This window comes from Halomonas sp. Cn5-12 (assembly GCF_021532545.1).
GTDB lineage: Bacteria > Pseudomonadota > Gammaproteobacteria > Pseudomonadales > Halomonadaceae > Vreelandella > Vreelandella aquamarina.
On record NZ_JAKGAY010000019.1, the window covers coordinates 47983 to 67811 of the forward strand.

The following is a 19829-nucleotide window of genomic DNA, read 5'->3' on the forward strand; positions in this document are numbered from 1 at the left end:
TTGACACCCTCAGCACAGCCCCGCTAGAGTCCTGTCAACTTTCAAAAGAATATAGGTTTACCTCGTGACCACTACCTCGACTGCTTCTTACGCGGCGGATGCCGCGCCGCGCCACGACTGGACGCTTGACGAGATCAACGCGCTGTTTGCGCTGCCCTTTAACGACCTGCTGTTTCAAGCCCAGCAGGTGCACCGGGCGCATTTCGATGCCAACGCGGTGCAGGTCTCTACTCTACTGTCGATTAAAACCGGGGCCTGCCCGGAAGACTGCAAGTACTGCCCGCAGTCGGGCCATTACAACACCCAGTTGGAAAAAGAGAAGCTACTAGAAATCAAGAAGGTAGTGGCCCAGGCCCAGGCGGCCAAAGAGGCCGGTGCCAGCCGCTTCTGCATGGGGGCCGCGTGGCGCAGCCCGCGGGATAAAGATTTAGTAGTGGTGGAAGAGATGGTACGCCAGGTGAAAGCGCTGGGGCTTGAGACCTGCATGACGCTGGGTATGGTCGACGGCGAGCAGGCCACCCGGCTGGCGGCGGCCGGGCTGGACTACTACAACCACAACCTCGACACCTCCCCCGATTACTACGGCGAAATCATCACCACCCGCACCTACAGCGACCGCTTAGAGACCCTGGACACCGTTCGCGATGCCGGTATGAAAGTGTGCTCTGGCGGTATTTTGGGCATGGGCGAAGGCGCACAGGATCGCAGCGCGCTGCTGCAGCAGCTGGCCAAGCTCTCTCCACATCCCGAGTCCGTGCCTATCAACATGCTGGTCAAAGTGCCGGGAACGCCACTGGAGAACGTCGATGATTTAGACCCACTGGAGTTCATCCGCGCCATTGCCGTGGCGCGCATCATGATGCCCCAGAGCCATGTGCGCCTCTCCGCAGGCCGGGAGCAGATGAGCGAATCCACCCAGGCGCTCGCCTTCCTGGCCGGTGCCAACTCCATTTTTTACGGCGATAAGCTGCTGACCACCGGCAACCCCCAAGCAGAGCGCGACCGCGCGCTGTTTGCCAAGCTGGGCCTGCATCCCGAGCGCCGCGACACCTGCGAAGACGATACACAGCGCGCCGAGCGGCTGGCCCAGCAAGCGCAGCGCAACGCCCAGGCAGAGCGCGCTGCGGCGCTGGCGGTGGATGCCAGTGTCTGAGGTGTGGCACCAGCGCTTAGCGGCAGCCCGCGATGAGCGCGAGCGCCAGCAGCGCTGGCGCAACCGCCGCGTCTCTGCCCATGGGGCACTCGACTTTGCAGGCAACGACTATCTGGGCCTTGCCCAGGACCCACGGGTGCAGGCCGCCCAGGCAGAAGGCGCGAAACGCTTTGGCGCAGGGGCCGGCGCGTCGCACTTGGTCAGCGGGCACCTGGGCATTCACGATGCCCTGGAAGAGGCGCTGGCCGAATGGACCGGACGCGAGAGAGCATTACTGTTCTCCACCGGCTATATGGCAAACCTGGGCGTGCTGCAGGCGCTCGCGGATTCAAACACCGCGATATTTCAGGACCGATTTAACCATGCCTCGCTGCTTGATGGTGGCGCGCTGAGCGGCGCACGCTCCCGGCGCTACCACCACCGGGATGTCAACGACTTACAGCGCCTGCTTGCGCGCAGCACGGCCACCCATAAGCTGGTGGTGAGCGACGGCGTGTTCAGCATGGATGGCGATATCGCCGATATCAATCAGCTCGCCCACCTCAGCCAGCAGCACGGCGCCTGGCTGATGATCGACGATGCCCATGGTCTCGGTGTACTGGGTGAACACGGCGCGGGCTGCGTAGAAGGTTTTGATAGCCACGCCGTGCCGATCTTGGTCGGCACCCTGGGCAAGGCGCTAGGCACCGCAGGCGCATTTGTGGCGGGTGACGCCGCGTTGATCGAACACCTGATTCAGTTTTCCCGCAGCTACGTGTATACCACCGCCCAGCCGCCCGCGATTGCTGCCGCCACGCTAGAAGCACTCGCCATCGTGCAGCGGGAGCCCGAGCACCGCCAACGGCTCACTCGCCATATTGACTACTTCCGCCAGCAGGCGGCCGCCTTAGGGCTGCCACTCGGCCACTCCCACACGCCCATCCAGCCGCTGCTGCTGGGCAGCGAGCAGCGCACCCTAGCCTGGGCGGCCACGTTCGATGAGCACGCTATCCAGGTAGGGGCGATTCGACCACCCACGGTGCCTAACGGCGAGGCGCGGCTGCGCATCACCCTGAGCGCCCGCCACACCCAAAGCGATATCGATCGGCTCTTGGGAGTCGCCGCCGCCTGCCTGCAAGAGGAGCAGCGATGAAGCTCATCCTACTCTCGGGCTGGGGCGTCGACCGCCGTATATGGCAGACGCTTTCGGAGCATTGGCCCAGCCCTGTCGAGCCCAGCGCAGTGGAGTGGCCCGGCTACGGCGATGCTCCAGCGCCACCTACCCCCACGAGCATTGCCGCGCTCGCCAAGCGTATGGCCCCCGAGCTACCCAGCGATGCCGTCTGGGTAGGCTGGTCGCTGGGTGGGCTGCTGGCCACAGCGCTGCTCGACTACTTGCCGCCGCCCAACGCCCTGCTGCTACTGGGCGCAGGCAGCCGTTTTTGTAGTGACGCGGAGAGTGATGGCGGTGTGAGGAGCGACGAGCTTGCCAGCTTTAAGCACGCCTTCCACCGTGACCCCGTTGCCACGTGGCGGCACTTTCTACGCTGGCAGGCCCAAGGCGAACCCAACGCCCGCGAGGCCCACCGCCAGCTACGAGCACAGTTAGGTGAGACTCCCCACGCCGATACCGACACGCTCGCGCAAGGGCTTATGTGGCTAGAGACGCTGGATAACCGGGCACTGCTTGCCAACCCTCCCTGCCCTATCCGCCGATTGGCAGGCGCCCACGACCCGCTGCTACCAAGCAGCACGCGCCAGCAAGCGCTTCGGCTGGAAGCCGCAGGGCACTGCCCCATGCTCTCCCAACCCGCCCCACTGGCGGCACGGCTGGCCGAGCAGGCCACGCGCGCGCTACAGGAGCCGCGATGAACACACTGGCCACCTCGCTGCCACTGCCCCGCTGGCAGGAGCGTGTTGCTCGGGCTTTTTCACGGGCGGCACCACGCTACGATGATCTCGCTAGCGCCCAGCGCGACATTGGCGAAACGCTCTGGCAAACGCTGCCCGAGAGCGCCCAGCACGTGCTCGACCTGGGCTGCGGCACCGGCTACTGGACCCAGCGGCTAGCGGAACACTATCCCGATGCTGCCATCACCGGACTCGATCTAGCGCCCGGTATGCTCGCCCACGCCCAGGCGCAGTATGGCGATGCTATACGCTGGCAACAGGGAGATGCCGCCGCGCTGCCGCTCAGCGATGCAAGCGTGGATCTCGTGTTCTCGAATCTGGCGATTCAGTGGTGCCCGGATATCGGCGCGGTGCTGCGGGAGTTGGCGCGGGTGCTCGTCCCTGGTGGGCAGGCGCGCATCACCACCCTGCTGCCCGGCACGCTGAGCGAAGTCGCCACCGCCTGGCAGCGCCCCGAGGCCTTGCTGCAAACGCCAAACGCAGCCACCGTACAGCGGGCGATTGCGCGAAGCGGCTTGCGGCTTACCCACCACGTGCGCGAGCAGCGGCGCTTTTTCTACCCCGACCTGAATGCCGTCATGGCCTCCATCAAGGGCGTGGGCGCTCAGGTGGCAAGACCCCACGCTCGGCTGACCCGCCAAGCGCTTGCCACCGCTCAGGCCCGCTATGAATCGCTACGCACGCCGCGGGGGCTGCCGGTGAGCTACCACTGCCTGACGCTACAACTGGAAAGCGCGAGATGAACAACACCTATTTTGTCACCGGTACCGACACCGACGCGGGCAAAACCCTGGCCACCAGCGCGCTGCTGGGCGCCGCCCGTCAGCGCCAGTACACCACGCTGGGGTTGAAACCCATTGCCTCCGGCAGCGAGGCCACGCTCAGCGGCCTACGCAACCGCGACGCCCTGGCGCTACAGGCGCAAAGCTTCCCGCCGGTGGAGTACCCAACGGTGAACCCCTGGGCCTTTGCCCCCGCCATTGCGCCGCATCTCGCCGCTCTGGAAGCAGGTGCCATGCTTAACGTGGCAAGCGTTACTCAGGCGCTACGCGCTACCTTGAGCCACACGCCACGCGACCTGACGCTGATCGAAGGCGCCGGCGGCTGGCGAGTGTCGCTCAATGAGGAGGAGGATTTTTCCGACCTGCCCCGTGCACTGGGCCTGCCGGTGATTCTGGTGGTTGGGCTGAAACTGGGCTGCCTTAACCATGCCCGGCTCACCGCCGAGGCCATCGCCGCCGATGGCTTAACGCTGGCGGGCTGGGTAGGCAGCGTAGTGGACTCAGCCTTTGCCGACGACAGCCCGCGCTTTGCAGCCAATGTGGCGCTGCTGAAACGCGCTCTGCCCGCCCCTTGCTTGGGCATCATTCCTCATTTGGCCACGGCGGATGCGACCACCGCGCAGCGCTACCTCTCCCTTGAAGCGCTGCTCCCCCTCGCCACCCAGGAGGCGACGCCATGAACTCCCCCGTTTGGCACCCCTATGCCCATCTCAAAACCCAAACGCCTGCGCCAAAAGTGGTCGGCGGCAGCGGCAGCTACTTTACGCTAGACAGCGGTGAACGCCTGCTGGATGCCACCTGCTCCTGGTGGTGCATGATTCACGGCTACGGCCACCCGCGCCTGGTGGCCGCCATCCGCGAACAGGCCGGCGAGCTGTGCCATGTGATGCTGGGCGGCCTGACCCACGGCCCCGCCGACCAGCTGGCACGGGCGCTGGTGCGCATTACCCCGCCGGGGCTAAACCACGTGTTCTTCTCCGACAGCGGTTCGGTGGGCATGGAGGTGGCCATGAAGATGGCGCTGCAGTATCAGGTGCTTATCGGCCAGCCCGGCAAGCGCAAGATGCTCTCGCTGATGAAGGCGTACCATGGCGACACCACCGGCTGCATGGCAGTATGCGACCCCGAAGAGGGCATGCACGGCCTGTTCGCCAGCCTGCTGCCTCAGCACCACTTCGCCCCGGCCCCCACGGCACCCTTCGATGCCACGCCAGCCCAGGTAGAGCAGGACCTCGCCGGGCTGCGGGAGGTGCTAGCGCGCCACCACCAGGAGATCGCCGCACTACTGATGGAGCCGCTGCTGCAAGCGGCGGGCGGGCTGAACATGACCTCGCCGCACTACCTGCGCGGCGCCCGGGCGCTGTGCGACGAGTTTGGCGTGCTGCTGATTTTCGACGAAGTAGCCACCGGCTTTGGCCGCACCGGCAAGCTGTTTGCCGCCGACCACGCGGGCGTCACGCCAGACATCATGGTGCTCTCCAAAGGGCTGACCGGCGGCTACTTGGGCCATGCGGCCACGCTGGCTACCGACCGGGTTCACGGGGCATTTATTGGCGACAGTGAGCACCACGCTTTCATGCACGGCCCCACCTTTATGGGCAACCCGCTAGCCTGCCGTGTGGCGCTGGAGAGCCTGCGGGTGTTCGAAGAGGAGCATTACCTGGAGAAAATCGCCGCGCTCAGCCAAGTGCTACAGCGCGAGCTGCTGGAGGACGCGGCGCTGCGCGCGCACCCGGCGGTGGCGGATGTCCGGGTGCTGGGCGCGACAGCGGTGATCGAGACCCATGGCAGCGAGGCGCTGGCGGGCGTGGCCGCGTTTGCCAGAGCACGGGGCGTGTGGCTGCGCCCCATTGGCCGCTGGCTCTACACCATGCCCGCCTATATTGCGACGGACGCCGAGATCACCCAGATTACCGGAGTCATGAAAGCGTGGTTTCTCGAAGCGCACCGGTAATCTGCCATCCATCGGTTCGCTCACTCCGCCCCGTCGTTGACTCAAGGCAAGAGCAAGTTGCCCTGCTTGCGCCACTGGTGAACCAGCGCTGGCACGCCTTCCCCCGCCGTGGTGTTGATCGCCAGCACGCCAGGCGGGCTGAGCGCATCGGCATCGGGGTCTATCAGTGCACAGGGGGTATCGTAGTCGATGTAGGTCAGCAGCGACGCGGCGGGCATCACCGCCAGCGAGGTGCCCACCACCAGCAGGAAATCGGCCTGGCTGACCAGCTCGCAGGCCTCTTCGAAGAGCGGCACGGCTTCCCCGAACCACACCACGTCCGGGCGCAGCTGGCTGCCTTTGTCGCACACCTCCCCCAGGCGGATTCCACCTTTGGGCAGCGGGTAGCGCAGCCGGGCATCGACGGATGAGCGTGCCTTGAGAATCTCGCCGTGCAGGTGCAGCACGTGGCGCGAACCGGCACGCTCGTGCAGGTCATCGATATTCTGCGTCACTACGCTGACTCGGAAGCCTTCCTGCTCCAGCGCGGCCAGCGCTTTATGGGCGGCGTTGGGCTTCGCGCGGCGGATCTGATCACGGCGCTGGTTATAGAACGCCAGCACCCGCTCTGGGTCTTGCCGCCACCCTTGCGGCGTGGCGACCTCCTCCACCGGGTGATCCTCCCAGAGGCCATCGCTGGCGCGGAAGGTTTGAATGCCGCTCTCCGCGCTGATTCCCGAGCCGGTAAATACCACCAAGTGCGGGGCTGAAGTCATGCTATCCTCGGCTTACGTCGTCCGGTAAACGCCTAATGTACCAGTTGCCCCACGGTGCCTGCGAATCGCTGCTTGTTGCGATACGGGTAAACGTCGATCACCCGCCCCTCCAGAATCGCCCGCTGTAGCGCCAGCCAGTAGTCCGGGTCGAACAGCTCCGGATGCTGCTCCATAAATAGTGCGCGCAGTTCCGGGTTGGCAAACATAAACGGGCCAAACTCTTCGGGGAAGATATCGTTGGGGCCAATGGAAAGGCTGGCACCGCCATCCATGTAACTGTCGTACCCCTGGGATTTGGGAATATGGCGGAAGCGGCACTCGGTGAGATAGCTCACCTCGTCGTAGTCGTAGAAAATCACCCGCCCGTGGCGCGTGACGCCAAAATTCTTCAGCAGCATATCGCCAGGGAAAATATTCGCCGCCGCCATCTGCTTGATGGCGTTGCCGTAATCTTTTAGCACCATCACTCGCTCATCGGCGCTGCACTGCTCCAGGTAAATATTCAGCGGCGTCATCATTCGCTCGGTATAGCAGTGCTTAATGATCACTTTATCCTCTTTCAGCGACACCGTGGAGGGTGCAACCTCCAGCAAATGGGCCAAACACTCCGGCTCGAAGTGGTCCTGGCGGACGATAAAGTTGGAGAACTCCTGGGTATCGGCCATGCGCCCTACCCGGTCGTGGCGTTTTACCAGCCGGTACTTCTCCCGCACGATGGCGTGGGTGACCTCTTTGGCGGGGTCGAACTCATCCTTGATGATCTTGAACACGGTGCGAAAGCTGGGCAGCACGAATACCGCCATTACCATGCCCCGCACCCCCGGCGCGATCATGAAGCGCTCTTCGCGCTTGGCGACCTGCTGGTTCAGGGCACGGAAAAACTCGGTTTTGCCATGTTTGAAAAAGCCAATGGCGGCATACAGCTCGCCCTCGGGCTTGTGGGGCATGAGCTGTTTTAGGTAACCGACGAACTCCCCCGGCACCGGCACCTCTACCTGGAAATAGGCGCGAGTGAACGAGAAGATGATCGACACTTCATCGGTTTCGGTGAGGACCGTATCCAAATGCAGGCAGGGGTCGCCGCCCTGCTGCTCGCCATACCCTTCCCCATGTAGAACGGGCAGCACCAAGGGGACCTGCTCGCCGCCACCTAGAATGCGCCCCACCAGATACGCCCCTTTGTTGCGGTAAAACACGCTGTTGAGTAGCTCCACCTGGGCATCGTCTGCCTGCCAAATCGCAACAGGGAGCTGAGCTTCCAGCAATCCAGCGCCGAGCTGGCTGTCGCGCTCGACGTCGGCAAAGGGGGACTCGAACGGGGCTTCACTCAGCGCCCAAGCGAGCGCCCCCGCCCAGTCGCCGTTGACGTAATACCTGCGGCACAGCTCAATGCCCGAACGGTGCGCGGCATCCTCCCGGGAGCTGTACACAAACATCCAGTCATTGCGGATATGGCGATGCTGAAACACCGAACAGAACAGCGAATTAAAGAAGGTTTCCGCCAGCTCGTAATCCAGCCGCTGGCTGATCAACTGCGCGTAGTGCCCTCGTGCTTCCCGCCATGTCTCACAGTGGGCCAGCACCTCCTGGGCAAAGGTGCGCTGTAATCGGTCGAGCGTCTCCTCGACTTTTTCACCGTACAGGTTGATCCGCGCGGCGGAGGCCTGCTGCGCTTCACGCCAGGCGGCATCGCGAAAACGGCGGCTGGCATCTGAGGTGATCTGCTTGAAACGCGCACGGTACTCATCGAAACCGTGCAGCACAGTGGCCGCTAGGCGATACGCGGGGGAGTGTTTCATCACGCTGGCTCACGTCGAAAGAGGGCTTCCCAGATTCCGTGAACGGCACACTACATACGAGACGACCTTAGTCCTGTCAGTGTCAGCCCTGTGAGTGTCAGCCCTGTGAGTGCGACGCAATGGAGGCGACCTCCAGGCGAAACGGCCCGGCAGTGCGGTCGGCAATCAAGAAACCGAGCTGGTGAATAGTATGTGGGTCGAGAGGCGGCGCGCTGAAAAGCAGCGTGCCCCGTCGCACCGCCTTAAACTGCGCCCAGGTGAATTGATGCGTTTCCCACTGGTGAGCTTTAGGCGTGAAGGCCACGCGGTAAGCGCTTGCTTCGTCCAGCGCGCTGCTTTTGAGCCTTAGCTGATAGGTGCGACCATCGCCACGCACACGAAGCACAATTCCTTGGCCATGAGCCAGGGTCGGTTCAAAGCCGTTGGGTTCACGGCGCACTGAGGCAAAACCGCCGCCGTTTTCCAGCGAGACCTCGCCACCAAAGCAGCCAGCGCCAGCGTCCACGCGAAAGCCGCTTTGGGACACGCCGCCCATCACGCCATCGTCCACGGCGTACCAGCGCCGCTGTTCTGACTCGGCCATGTTCGATTCGGTAAAGTTCAACATCCTTCAAGCTCCTCCTTGCCTGCCAATAACAACGCCTCTGAGCGAAAGCCCAGAGGCGCACTGCCGTGGTTCAGACTAGGCGATCTGCTGTGGTGATTACAATTTCGCGGAAGCGGCCTTCGGTGCGACAGGGTCGAGATCCTCAGGTGCTGCGGTGACCAGCGCGAACTCCTCTTCTGCGGTTTTCGCGACTAAATGATTTTTGCTGTAGAGGAAGTAGTAAGCCGCTCCAGCAATGAACAGCACGATGGTGTAGTTGAACGCGCGAGGGTCAAACGCGTAGACACCGGTCAACGCGACGAGCGAGAGCACCAACGCGATGCCTGAGGTCACCACGCCTCCCGGCGTTTTATAGGGGCGCGGCAGGTCGGGCTGTTTCACGCGCAGCAGAATATGGCTAAGCGCCATCAGCGCATAAGAGATAGTCGCCCCCACAACGGCCATGCCTAACATCAGATCGCCTTCCCCGCTCAGCGATGCAAGAAAGCCCAAAATACCGGGCACAATCAGCGCTAAGTAAGGCACTTTGCGCTCGCTGGTGAGCGATAGCGGTTTGGGTAAATAACCCGCCCGAGAGAGCGCGAATACCAGGCGGCTATAGCCATAAATAATCGAGAAGAACGACGCGATCAAACCCGCTAAGCCCAGCACGTTGACCAGGGTCGCCAGCGTGGGATTACCCGCCGCATTCAGCGCATCTACCAGCGGCACGCCGCTTTGGCCAATCATCTCAGCGCCCGCCGCACCGGCCAGCAGCACGACTACGAGCAGGGCGGTGAAGAGCAAGAACAGCATCGCACCAATGATGCCTTTGGGCATATCCCGGGCGGGATCTTTCGCCTCTTCGGCCGCCAGCGGCACACCCTCTACCGCCAGGAACAGCCACATGCCAAAAGGCAGCGCCGCCCAAATACCGTACCAGCCGAATGGCATGAAGGTGCTCGCCCCCGCCGCATCGGTGGGTGCAATATCAAACAGGTTGGCCGAATCGAAATCGCCAATCAGCGCCACGGCGGTGGCCAAAATGGCAAAGACCGCCAAACCGCTAATCACCATCATCACTTTTAGCGCTTCCCCCACACCCGCCAGGTGAATGCCAATAAACACCGCATAAAACAGCAGATACACCAGCGGCCCGTTAACGCCTAATAATGCTTCCACCGCCGAGCCAATAAAAATCACGATGGCCGCCGGGGCAAGCGCGTACTCAATCAATACCGCAAGCCCAGTCAAATAGCCGCCCGCAGGCCCCATGGCTTGGCGGGCAAAGCTGTAGCCGCCCCCTGCCGCGGGAATAGCGGCGGACATTTCTGCCAGCGCCAGCACTAGCGCTAGGTACATTAGCGCCATCAAACAAGCGGCAATCGCAAAGCCGCCCCAGCCCGCTTCGGCAATGCCAAAGTTCCAGCCCGCAAAGTCACCGGAAATCACGTAGGAAACCCCAAGGCCCGCGAGCAGCATCCAGCCTGCCGTACCTTTACGCAGCTGGCGCTTGGCCAGATACGCCTGATCAACCGTTGGTTGTGTCATCGTTTTGCCCTTTTCAGTGTGGAACGCAATGGGTGTCAGCGGCGTGCTGTGATCCTGGTTCCGTCTTGTTATTGGGAGAGCCGTCAGCGGTGTTATTGAAAATGTCGTCAGCGTTGTTATTAAAAGTGTCGTCCGCGTTTTTGCGGCTGTTACCGTCAATCAGCCACAAGGAAATTACGAGTTGAACCGCTGCCGCCCTCCAAGACGTTGTCTTCGCTGCGGTCTTTTAGCTTCACGCCGGAGAGCTTGCGCTCCCGCGCCTCGGTTAACAGCAGCAGCAAGCGCCGGGCCGCCTCTTCATACGCAAGCCCAGCCGGGCGTACGTTGGAGATACAGTTACGTCGGTCATCTTTTAAACCCACTTCGGGGGCCCAGGTCATGTACAGCCCCAAACTATCTGGTGAGCTAAGGCCAGGACGCTCGCCAACCATGACCAGCACCGCATCTGCGTTGAGCAGCGCGCCTACTTCGTCGCCAATCGCCACGCGCCCTTGTTCCACCAGTGTCAGCGGTGCGAGCTGCCATTCGTTCTTGTCGCGCCCGAATGCGTCATACAGCGCGGTAAGAAACGGGGCGCTGTTCTGCTGCACCGCCAGCGCCGAGAGGCCATCGACGATCACCACCGCCAAATCGAACCGTTGGCCGCTCTCTGCCGCCTGCTGCAGCGCCTCTCGGGATGCCTCGTTGAGGCGTCTGCCGTAGTCGGGCCGCTGCAGGTACATCGCACGGTCCTCTGCACGGCTGTGTACCGCAAGCGGTGCGGTGCTCAAGCCAAGCGCCTGGGTCAGCTCATCGGCGAGCACCTCACACTCCAGCGGGCAGTGAACCGCATCTTGGGCCTGGGCATGGGCGAGCTGAAACGCGAGCAGCTGTTTGGTGGGCAGGCTCACCCCCGCGCGCCCCAAACCAATGCGCGCGTCGGTAAAGGCGCGCAGGCGCTCCCAGGGGTTCTCAATGACGATCGGCGCAGTGGTTTCCTACGTGGGTTGCTTAGGCATCTTAGTCGCTCCCCTTCGGCAAGTGGCGCAGGCTGTTGGCAAAGGCGGCGGGCAGCTGGTCGTTAAGACGATGGGTGCTCACATCTTGGAAGATCTGCATCTTGGCCAGCCACTGCTCGAACTCTGGCGCGGCTTTTAGCCCCAGCACCCGGCGGGCATAGAGCGCATCGTGAAACGACGTGGTTTGATAATTGAGCATGATGTCGTCAGAGCCGGGGATGCCCATCACGAAGTTGCAGCCCGCCACACCCAACAGCGTCAGCAGGTTGTCCATATCGTTTTGATCGGCGTTGGCGTGGTTGGTGTAGCACACGTCGCACCCCATCGGCACACCTAAGAGCTTGCCGCAGAAGTGATCCTCAAGGCCGGCGCGGGTGATCTCTTTGCCGTCGTACAGATACTCGGGGCCAATGAACCCCACCACCGTGTTGACCAGCAGCGGATTGAACTTGCGCGCCACGGCGTAGGCCCGTGCTTCGCAGGTTTGTTGGTCGAGCCCATGATGGGCGTCGGCGGAGAGCGAACTGCCCTGGCCAGTTTCGAAATACATCACGTTGCGACCCACGGTGCCTCGGTTCAACGTTTGCGCGGCGGCTTCGGCTTCCGCCAGGGTGCTCAAATCGAACCCAAAGCTGCGGTTGGTGGCTTCGGTGCCGCCGATGGATTGAAAGACCAGGTCTACCGGTGCGCCCTTCTCGATGGCTTCTAGCGTATTGGTGACGTGGGTCAGCACGCAGGATTGGGTGGGGATCTCGTATTTCTGGATCACGTCGTCCATCAGGCGCATCAGCTTGATGCTTTGTGCGACGTTATCGGTGGCCGGGTTGATACCGATCACCGCATCGCCGCTGCCATACAGCAGGCCATCGAGAATACTGGCCGCGATGCCGGTGACGTCATCGGTGGGGTGGTTGGGCTGTAAGCGGGTCGAAAGCCGCCCCGGCAGGCCGATGGTGTTACGAAACGCGGTGGTCACTTGGCACTTTTTGGCCACCAGCATGAGGTCTTGGTTGCGCATCAGCTTACTCACCGCCGCGGCCATTTCCGGTGTAATACCGGGGCAGGCAGCTGACAGCGCTTCGCTGGTGGCGTGGTCAGAGAGCAGCCAGTTGCGAAAATCGCCTACGGTGAGGTGCTTTAGCGGTGCAAATGCCTCTGCATCGTGGTCGTCGATGATCAGACGGGTGATTTCGTCCTGCTCGTAGGGGATCAGCGCGTCGTTCAAAAAGGTGGTGAGCGGTAGCTCCGCCAGCACCATTTGGGCGACGACTCGCTCTTCTGCGGAGTCGGCCATCACCCCCGCAAGTCGGTCGCCCGAGCGCGGCGGCGTGGCTTTGGCCATCAGTTCGGCGAGCCCGCTAAAGCGATAGCGGCGGCTTCCCACCGTGGTGTGATAGGTCTGCGCCATGGGCCTTCCCTTCTCTTACCTATTCGATACTCAAGGCGCGGTATGCGCGTTGAGGAACAAAACTTGCTTGTTCTCACAATAGCGCTATCACTTAACGGGGAGTATCGAGTTTTGGCAAAACACACCAAGGATATAAAAACCAATAAGAAACAGTGGATTAATAACGACAACAAGGCGTGGACGCTAGTCGGTCACGCCACTAGGAGCGGGTGATGTCCTCGACGCCGACTCAAAGCGCACCAAAAAAGTGCATTCAAGAAGCCTTCGATGCCGATGAGCATGCGCAAAATCTGACCCGCTGGCAGCAGCAGTACGACCAGCTCACCCCAGGCCGCTTTTACGGTCGGCTGGATGAAATTGTGCTGCCTGCCCTTCAAGTCTTCAAAGAACACACGGGCCAAGCGCTGCGTCAGGAGTGTCGGGTGTGGGAGGACTCACTGTGGCTGGGGATTCCACCCCGCTCGGCGGGGTCGCGTATCAATGGACAACCCCTCGACACACAGCAAGTAATGTGCCGCCCCGGCGGGCGCGATTTTGAATTGGTGACCCCGGAAGGCTTCGATATTTACGGGGTGGTGATACGTCTACCGGCGTTATACGACGCTGCCGAGCGCCAGGGCATCACGCTGGATGAGCAGTGGATGACTGCGCCCCGCCGTCATGTGAACCCTGTCACGCTGCGCGCCTTACTGTTTCTTTTGGAACGCCTGTTAGGCCAGCAGCAGAGCGCCATCGCCGAGAGGCTGCATCAGGATATTCTCTTGACTGGCCTGTTAGAGCTGCTGGATGCCCAGCAGCCCAGCAAAGAGCTGCCTCCTAGCTACGTTCACCGAAAGGCCGTCGTCGACCGGGTCAAGCAGTATGTCGATGAGCATCTAGAAGCGCCGATTACCATGGAAGCATTATGCGAACTGACACATGTGAGCCGACGCACGCTGCAATATAGCTTTACGACGATTTTAGGTATCAGCCCGCTGCAGTTTCTAAGACTGACGCGGCTGAATCGCGTTCGTCGTGCATTACGCGCGGCCGAGCCGACCCAAACGGTCACCGAGATCGCGACCTACTGGGGCTTTTGGCATTTGGGACAGTTCGCCCACGACTACAAGCAGCAGTTTGGTGAGTGCCCTTCGCAAACACTACAGGGGCCAGCCTAGCATCGCCGTTTATCTTATATATGAGAATGGATGCATTGACGACACTGTTTACCTTCTTAAAAAAGGGCTGCTGAGACAGCAGCCCCATAAGCCCGTTTGATGCTAGAACTCATAGAAAGCTTGGCCACGCGTTTTCGACAAGATTCCTCCACCGAAGAGTAACCAACACGACTATCCCGACTCTTTTGAGCTATCACTGCCTAACGTATCCGCTCCCCCCCAACGCGACTGGCGGGGTTGCCAGCACCTTTGGTGCTTCTCTACGGTTCGTGCTATAGGTAGTGAGCGCTGCATTCAGCATGGCAGCCCCAACACTCGACGCCGTCCTGGCGCCCAGCTCACTCCCACCTTGCGAGGCCCTATGCTGAACACGACTTCCTGGAATCGTCTTCGCTACAGCGCCTACGCGCCTCTCTACGATGCGCTCGTAGCGCCCGCGTTGCGCAGACCAAGACGTGTCGCGCTCAGCCAAGTGGACTGGGAACCCGGTATGCGCGTTCTCTTGGTGGGAGCAGGGACGGGGCTGGACCTCCCCTTTTTGCCCCACGAGTTAGAAATACACCTGACCGATCTCACCCCTGCGATGGTCCGGCGCGCCAGCGCCAGGGCCGAGCGCTATCAGCGTGATGTGGCTTGTCATGTCATGGACGCCACCCAACTCGTCTATCCTGATGAACACTTCGATGTCGTCATCATGCACCTGATTTTGGCGGTCATGCCTCGCCCTGAGCAGGGTTTGGCAGAGGCCTATCGCGTACTGAAACCCGGCGGACAACTGTGCGTCATGGATAAATTCCAACCCGACACCCAACCTGCCGGGTGGGGGCGCCGCACGTTGAACGTATTCACTTCGATCATTGCGACCGATATCACGCGTCAAGCCAGCCCCATGATCCAACATGCTGGCTTTCGTATTCAGCGAGACGAGCCGGTACTCATGAACGGTCTGTTTCGTGCCCTGCTCGCCGTCAAATAGCGCTGTTTTATTGCTCATCGCTTGCAAAAACCTATGCAATAAAATTAATGTGTATAGCTTACGTTGCACAACCCGTGGGGCACTGGGGTTTGCCTGCTCTCTATTCGAAAACGTCAATGATGAGGACGCGCCATGCCCAAAGCCGCCGTAAAGCGCTTTCGTCGCCTGCCAGAGGACGAACAGTCTCGCGTCATCGAAATGGCCTGGGAAGATCGCACGCCTTTTGAAGCGATCGAACGGCTATTTGGTTTAGGGGAACCCGATGTGATCGAGGTCATGCGCTACCAGATGACCCCAGGCTCATTCCGCCTATGGCGCAAGCGGGTCACGGGCCGCACTACCAAACATCAGTCGCTTCGCTCGCCCGATGTGATGAGAGGCTACTGCCCTACCCAGTACAAACGTTAACGCCACTGTCTTATTGTCCCACTCTCTCTTATCTTACTCACTAGGAAGGAACAGAGAGGCGAAGACCATTTTCAGCGCCCCAATAATGTTATATTATCACATAACATATACTATGAAAGGTCTTGGCAATGTCGTTGCTTTCTCCCTTACCCGTGACCGTGCTTTCCGGCTTTTTAGGTGCCGGCAAAACCACCGTGCTCAACCATATCCTGGCGAACCGTGAAGGCCTCCGGGTGGCGGTGATCGTCAATGACATGAGCGACGTCAATATCGATGGTGCCCTGGTACGCGGCGGCCCAGGCGAGTCAACACTCGACAGTAATGTTGCGCTCAACCGCGCAGACGAGCGCTTGGTCGAAATGAGCAATGGCTGCATCTGCTGCACCCTGCGTGAAGATCTGTTGGTCGAGGTCAGCCAACTGGCCCGTGAAGGTAAGTTTGATTACCTGGTGATCGAGTCGACCGGTATTTCTGAACCGCTGCCTGTCGCCGAAACCTTCACCTTTGAAGATGAGAGTGGTCAAAGCCTTTCCCACGTTGCCCGGCTAGACACCCTCGTGACGGTGGTGGACGGGGCTAACTTCCTCGCCCAATACCAGGAAGCGCAAAGCCTTGAAGAGGTCAGAGAGAGCCTGGGCGAAGAGGACGAACGTAACGTCGCAGACCTGTTGGTCGACCAAATTGAGTTTTGCAATGTCCTACTGATCAGCAAGACCGACCTGATCACTGAGAAAGAGCTGGACGCTTTGAAAGCGATTCTACGCTCGCTCAATCCCGACGCAGACATCGTGCCCATCACCCAAGGTGGCGTGCCGCTAGAAAAAGTGCTGAATACAGGCAAGTTCAACTTTGAACACGCGCAGCAAGCGCCCGGCTGGCTGAAAGAGCTACGTGGCGAACACATCCCCGAAACCGAAGAGTACGGTATTGGCAGCTTCGCCTACCACGCTCGCCGCCCTTTTCACCCTCAAAAGTTTCACGACCTGTTAAACGCCGAATGGTTTGGCAAAGGCCTGCTGCGCTCCAAAGGTTTCTTCTGGCTGGCCACCCGCCCTCGCTATGCGGGCCAGTGGAGCCAGGCAGGTGGCATTGCCCATCACAGCCCGGCAGGCGTGTTTTGGAAAGCCATTCCAGAAACCGACTGGCCAGAGGACCCAGAGTATCGCCAATTCATTATGGAGAAGTGGCAGGAGCCGTTTGGCGATATGCGCCAGGAGCTGGTATTTATCGGCCAAAACCTAGATGAGGCCAGAATGCGTGAAGCACTGGACAGCTGCCTGCTCAGCGAGGCGGAGCTTTTGGAAGGTATGAAGGTATGGCAGCAACTGCCCGATCCATTCCCAGCCTGGGAGTGACAAAACCACGTCACACCGACACCACCCCAGCACTGGCCGGATGCGCCAACGCTTGCCAAGCGTCATAGGTGGTAAAGAACACTTGGCCGGTGAGCTCGTGGTAGAACGCCGTGTGCGTTAGGCGATCCATCACCGGCCCTTTCACCTCGGCCAAGTGGAGCATGGCACCGGCGTCTTTCAGCCGACCGTTGATCGCCTCCAGGCTCTCCAGGGCCGAAGCATCGATGACATTCACTGCCTGACAGGTGAGCACAATGTGCTTGATCGACGGCGAGCGGGAGGCCAGCGCCATGACGGTATCTTCAAGATAGCGGGCGTTGGCAAAATAGAGGCTTTCATCGATGCGCAGCATGGCGACATGCTCGTCGGTTTCGACCTGATGGCGCTTCACGTTACGAAAATGCTCGGTGCCCGGCACCCGCCCTACCACCGCACTATGGGGCTGGCTGGTGCGGTAAAGGTGTAGCCCCAGCGAGAGCACCACCCCGCTGATAATGCCCACTTCCACGCTGTGCAGAAGGGTCAGCAGCAAAGTAGCGACCATCGCCACCCCATCGCTGCTGGAGTATTGCCAGGTTCGCTTTACCGCAGGCAAATCAATCAACGTCCCCACTGCCACGATAATCGTGGCGGCCAGCGTGGCGGTGGGTAAAAAGGCCAGTAAGTCGGTGAGTAGCAGCGTGGCCAACACAATCCCAAGCGCGGTAAACGCCCCCGCCAGCGGCGTTGCTGCCCCGGCTTCAAAATTGACCACCGAGCGCGAAAAACCGCCCGACACCGGCGAGCCGCCGCTAATGCCAGCGCCAAGATTCGCCATGCCGAGCGCAATCAGCTCTTGGTTGGGGTCGATACGCTGACGACGCTTGGCGGCCAGGGTCTGCGCCACGGACACCGACTCTACAAACCCTACCAAGCTGATCAGCAGCGCCGCCGGGAGCAGACCGGGCCACAGCGATTGATCCAGACTCGGCAGCGTAATGGCAGGCAGGCCACTGGGCACAAAGCCCACCAAATCGACCCCGCGCTGCTCTAGTTGGAAGCCCCAGGCCAACAGGGTGGTCACTACCACGGCCGAAATAGGCGCGGCTTTGACCATTAACCCTGCCCCGCACCGATATACTCCGGGCTGCCCGGCGCGGCAAAACTGCTCAGCGCTGAGGCCGTCATGAGTGCTGCCACCGCCACCGGCCCTACTGCCAAACTCGCGCTGGTGCCAAAGACGGCGTACAGCACCAGCGGCAGCATGCTGGCATAGAGCCCCATTTCCGGCGGCAACCCTGCCAGCATGGCGTAGGCCAGCGCTTGCGGCACCAGCATCAGCGTGACGATCACCGCGGCAAGTACATCCCGCGTGAGCAAGCCCCGATGATACGTTCGCAGCCAGCCGATTAGCGGCACCCAGCGCTCAATGATCATGATGCAGTCTCATAATAGGTATCTGCTGATACGGGGCCTTCGTACTAGGGTTTCACGCGTCTTCGCTTTTTATTGGGCGCTTCGTTCAAGGCCATGGCGCTGATCTTCCAAGTCAACCCCTGCCGCATGGGCCGCCGCAAACAGCTCCGCCAAATCGCACTGCTCGTGCTGACGCTTGGCGTAGGCCCACAGGTGCGTGGCCCGCTTACCTGAGCGGCAAAATGCCAATAGCGGGCGCGGCAACTGCTGGAGCGCTTCAGCAAAGGCGCGAATGTCAGCTTCGCTGTACTCGCCTGGCTTCACGGCGATATGCACCCAGGCAAGCCCAAGCTGCTCGGCCTTTTCGCGGTAGCGCGCCTCGTCGGGAAAGTCCTCGCTCTCACCCTCGATGCGGTTACACACCACCGCATTGAAACCACGCGCTTTTACCTCTTCCAACTCATCCACCGCCAGCGCTGAGGTGATCTCAACGCCTGGCTCCAATGGCTTCGTTTGCATGACCACACCTCCTATTGGTTTGGATAACATCAATCCCAGGCCGCACCTTCCAGGGCATCCAGGGGGATTTTTAGATAGCGCTTGCCGTTGGCTTCTGGTTCCGGTAAACGGCCACCGCGAGTATTCACCTGCAGCGCGTGCAAAATCAGCTTGGGCATGGGTAGCTCGCTATCCCGCTGGTGGCGTAGGGCGATGTACTCCTCCTCGCTTTTGCCAACCAAGTGCGGGTTGTTGGCTCGCTGCTCATCGACACTGCTCTGCCACGTTGGCTCACGGCCATCGGGCATATAGTCGTGGCCGGTGAACAGCCGCGTATCGTCCGGCAGCGTGAGAATCTGCTGAATGGAGTTCCATAGAGACTTGGCATCCCCACCGGGAAAATCGGCGCGCGCGGTGCCAAAATCAGGCTGGAACAGGGTGTCATGCACAAAGGCGGTGTCACCAATTACATAGGTAATAGAGGCCAGCGTATGGCCAGGCGAGTGAAGCACGCGGGCGCTGAGTTCACCGATGGTAAACGTATCGCCTTCGACAAATAGCCTGTCCCACTGGCGACCATCGACGGCCATATCGGGCCAGTGATAAATCTCCTTCCACAGCGCCTGCACCTTGGTCACGTATTGGCCAATCGCCGTCGGTGCGCCGGTCTTCTCTTTTAGGTACTGGGCTGCTGAAAAGTGATCCGCGTGGGGGTGCGTATCCAGAATCCACGCCACCGTTAGCCCCTCTTCCTCTACATATGTCAGCAACGCATCAGCGCAGAAAGTCGCCGTTGCGCCGGATTTCTCGTCGAAATCCAGCACCGGGTCAATAATCGCGCACTGTTTGGTAGCGGGGTCGCTGACGATGTACTGAACGCTAAAGGTGCGCGGATCAAAAAAGCCCGCTACGTCGGGTGACCCCGCACCGGTGCTTTGAGATAGGGCAAAGGTCTTCATGCTTATCTCCTAGCAGTCTGTCGGACTTGAGGTTAATGGATGAGCTGAGGCGTGGGTTCTTCACCCCCCCTTGTGTTGGTGTTGGTGTTGGTGCTGTTGTGTGGCTCTTAACCTGCCCCTCAGCTTCTGCAAGGCGGTTCTGACGCCTTGCCTGCTGGCCGGTTGGGCGCGGCGAGCCCTCAGCCCGCCGTCAACCGGTGCATCC

General features: G+C 61.0%; 18 protein-coding genes and 1 pseudogene. 10 read left to right on the forward strand and 9 right to left on the reverse strand.

What is annotated here, in order from left to right; translation table 11 throughout:
• Positions 1–64 precede the first annotated feature (64 nt).
• From bioB to bioA, 6 genes are read left to right on the forward strand one after another with little or no spacing between them, the layout of a single operon-like run.
• Positions 65–1153: a biotin synthase BioB gene (gene bioB / locus L1249_RS11570; protein ID WP_228168630.1), complete on the forward strand. Its 1089-nt coding sequence runs from the start codon at positions 65–67 to the stop codon at positions 1151–1153.
• The gene (gene bioF / locus L1249_RS11575; RefSeq protein ID WP_228168629.1) at positions 1140–2285 is read left to right on the forward strand and encodes an 8-amino-7-oxononanoate synthase; all 1146 of its coding nucleotides are present in this window, start codon (positions 1140–1142) and stop codon (positions 2283–2285) included. The genes bioB and bioF overlap by 14 nt, the downstream gene beginning before the upstream one ends.
• Positions 2282–3004, forward strand: a complete 723-nt coding sequence (locus L1249_RS11580) for an alpha/beta fold hydrolase (protein WP_228168628.1) — start codon at positions 2282–2284, stop codon at positions 3002–3004. Before bioF ends, L1249_RS11580 begins: the two co-directional genes overlap by 4 nt.
• Positions 3001–3786 carry a methyltransferase domain-containing protein gene (locus L1249_RS11585; protein WP_213262779.1) on the forward strand — a complete coding sequence of 262 codons (786 nt, stop codon included), beginning with the start codon at positions 3001–3003 and terminating at the stop codon, positions 3784–3786. Before L1249_RS11580 ends, L1249_RS11585 begins: the two co-directional genes overlap by 4 nt.
• A complete protein-coding gene (bioD, locus tag L1249_RS11590; RefSeq protein WP_213262780.1) occupies positions 3783–4505 on the forward strand; it encodes a dethiobiotin synthase in 723 nt (240 codons plus the stop codon). Before L1249_RS11585 ends, bioD begins: the two co-directional genes overlap by 4 nt.
• The gene (bioA, locus tag L1249_RS11595) at positions 4502–5779 is read left to right on the forward strand and encodes an adenosylmethionine--8-amino-7-oxononanoate transaminase (protein ID WP_228168627.1); all 1278 of its coding nucleotides are present in this window, start codon (positions 4502–4504) and stop codon (positions 5777–5779) included. The genes bioD and bioA overlap by 4 nt, the downstream gene beginning before the upstream one ends.
• A gap of 41 nt (positions 5780–5820) precedes the next feature.
• Here the strand turns inward: bioA and L1249_RS11600 are convergent, their stop codons facing one another.
• From L1249_RS11600 to L1249_RS11625, 6 genes are all read right to left on the reverse strand, one after another.
• The gene (locus L1249_RS11600) at positions 5821–6534 is read right to left on the reverse strand and encodes an SIR2 family NAD-dependent protein deacylase (protein ID WP_213262782.1); all 714 of its coding nucleotides are present in this window, start codon (positions 6532–6534) and stop codon (positions 5821–5823) included.
• 32 nt (positions 6535–6566) lie between these two features.
• On the reverse strand, positions 6567–8333 hold the full coding sequence (aceK, locus tag L1249_RS11605) for a bifunctional isocitrate dehydrogenase kinase/phosphatase (protein WP_137092983.1): 1767 nt from the start codon (positions 8331–8333) through the stop codon (positions 6567–6569).
• 97 nt (positions 8334–8430) lie between these two features.
• On the reverse strand, positions 8431–8940 hold the full coding sequence (locus L1249_RS11610) for a CIA30 family protein (protein ID WP_062373239.1): 510 nt from the start codon (positions 8938–8940) through the stop codon (positions 8431–8433).
• Positions 8941–9036: 96 nt separating this feature from the next.
• Positions 9037–10470, reverse strand: coding sequence for an ethanolamine permease (eat, locus tag L1249_RS11615; protein ID WP_044630510.1), 1434 nt, complete (start codon positions 10468–10470; stop codon positions 9037–9039).
• Between the two features lie 155 nt (positions 10471–10625).
• Entirely contained in the window at positions 10626–11432 is an 807-nt protein-coding gene (gene eutC, locus L1249_RS11620; protein ID WP_235253604.1) for an ethanolamine ammonia-lyase subunit EutC, read from the reverse strand.
• 37 nt (positions 11433–11469) lie between these two features.
• Entirely contained in the window at positions 11470–12876 is a 1407-nt protein-coding gene (locus L1249_RS11625; RefSeq protein WP_044630512.1) for an ethanolamine ammonia-lyase subunit EutB, read from the reverse strand.
• A 212-nt stretch (positions 12877–13088) separates the two neighbouring features.
• On the opposite strand from L1249_RS11625, the gene L1249_RS11630 reads away from it, so the two are divergent.
• The 4 genes from L1249_RS11630 to zigA all read left to right on the forward strand — a co-directional run bounded on the left by L1249_RS11630 (position 13089) and on the right by zigA (position 16772).
• Positions 13089–14033, forward strand: coding sequence for a helix-turn-helix domain-containing protein (locus tag L1249_RS11630; protein WP_044630513.1), 945 nt, complete (start codon positions 13089–13091; stop codon positions 14031–14033).
• Between the two features lie 361 nt (positions 14034–14394).
• Positions 14395–15009, forward strand: coding sequence for a class I SAM-dependent methyltransferase (locus tag L1249_RS11635; protein WP_044630515.1), 615 nt, complete (start codon positions 14395–14397; stop codon positions 15007–15009).
• Positions 15010–15141: 132 nt separating this feature from the next.
• A complete protein-coding gene (locus L1249_RS11640; RefSeq protein ID WP_044630516.1) occupies positions 15142–15417 on the forward strand; it encodes a TIGR03643 family protein in 276 nt (91 codons plus the stop codon).
• Positions 15418–15545: 128 nt separating this feature from the next.
• Positions 15546–16772: a zinc metallochaperone GTPase ZigA gene (zigA, locus tag L1249_RS11645; RefSeq protein WP_044630517.1), complete on the forward strand. Its 1227-nt coding sequence runs from the start codon at positions 15546–15548 to the stop codon at positions 16770–16772.
• A 10-nt stretch (positions 16773–16782) separates the two neighbouring features.
• Here the strand turns inward: zigA and L1249_RS11650 are convergent.
• The 3 genes and pseudogenes from L1249_RS11650 to L1249_RS11660 form a co-directional block, all read right to left on the reverse strand.
• Positions 16783–18188 (reverse strand): annotated as a pseudogene (locus L1249_RS11650) (SulP family inorganic anion transporter).
• Between the two features lie 69 nt (positions 18189–18257).
• Complete coding sequence (locus L1249_RS11655; protein WP_044630518.1) at positions 18258–18686, reverse strand: TIGR01244 family sulfur transferase; 429 nt, start codon at positions 18684–18686, stop codon at positions 18258–18260.
• A 29-nt stretch (positions 18687–18715) separates the two neighbouring features.
• The gene (locus L1249_RS11660) at positions 18716–19624 is read right to left on the reverse strand and encodes an MBL fold metallo-hydrolase (protein WP_044630519.1); all 909 of its coding nucleotides are present in this window, start codon (positions 19622–19624) and stop codon (positions 18716–18718) included.
• Positions 19625–19829 lie beyond the last annotated feature (205 nt).

What these genes read in the sequence shown, in the direction of transcription:
- L1249_RS11635 (WP_044630515.1), top strand. Translation starts at nt 14,395, where the DNA reads ATGCTGAACACGACTTCCTGGAATCGTCTTCGCTACAGCGCCTACGCG.
- L1249_RS11640 (WP_044630516.1), top strand. Translation starts at nt 15,142, where the DNA reads ATGCCCAAAGCCGCCGTAAAGCGCTTTCGTCGCCTGCCAGAGGACGAA.
- zigA (WP_044630517.1), top strand. Translation starts at nt 15,546, where the DNA reads ATGTCGTTGCTTTCTCCCTTACCCGTGACCGTGCTTTCCGGCTTTTTA.
- bioA (WP_228168627.1), top strand. Translation starts at nt 4,502, where the DNA reads ATGAACTCCCCCGTTTGGCACCCCTATGCCCATCTCAAAACCCAAACG.
- eat (WP_044630510.1), bottom strand. Translation starts at nt 10,470, where the DNA reads ATGACACAACCAACGGTTGATCAGGCGTATCTGGCCAAGCGCCAGCTG.
- L1249_RS11585 (WP_213262779.1), top strand. Translation starts at nt 3,001, where the DNA reads ATGAACACACTGGCCACCTCGCTGCCACTGCCCCGCTGGCAGGAGCGT.
- bioF (WP_228168629.1), top strand. Translation starts at nt 1,140, where the DNA reads ATGCCAGTGTCTGAGGTGTGGCACCAGCGCTTAGCGGCAGCCCGCGAT.
- L1249_RS11655 (WP_044630518.1), bottom strand. Translation starts at nt 18,686, where the DNA reads ATGCAAACGAAGCCATTGGAGCCAGGCGTTGAGATCACCTCAGCGCTG.
- L1249_RS11625 (WP_044630512.1), bottom strand. Translation starts at nt 12,876, where the DNA reads ATGGCGCAGACCTATCACACCACGGTGGGAAGCCGCCGCTATCGCTTT.
- L1249_RS11600 (WP_213262782.1), bottom strand. Translation starts at nt 6,534, where the DNA reads ATGACTTCAGCCCCGCACTTGGTGGTATTTACCGGCTCGGGAATCAGC.
- L1249_RS11610 (WP_062373239.1), bottom strand. Translation starts at nt 8,940, where the DNA reads ATGTTGAACTTTACCGAATCGAACATGGCCGAGTCAGAACAGCGGCGC.
- L1249_RS11630 (WP_044630513.1), top strand. Translation starts at nt 13,089, where the DNA reads ATGTCCTCGACGCCGACTCAAAGCGCACCAAAAAAGTGCATTCAAGAA.
- L1249_RS11580 (WP_228168628.1), top strand. Translation starts at nt 2,282, where the DNA reads ATGAAGCTCATCCTACTCTCGGGCTGGGGCGTCGACCGCCGTATATGG.
- bioD (WP_213262780.1), top strand. Translation starts at nt 3,783, where the DNA reads ATGAACAACACCTATTTTGTCACCGGTACCGACACCGACGCGGGCAAA.
- L1249_RS11660 (WP_044630519.1), bottom strand. Translation starts at nt 19,624, where the DNA reads ATGAAGACCTTTGCCCTATCTCAAAGCACCGGTGCGGGGTCACCCGAC.
- aceK (WP_137092983.1), bottom strand. Translation starts at nt 8,333, where the DNA reads ATGAAACACTCCCCCGCGTATCGCCTAGCGGCCACTGTGCTGCACGGT.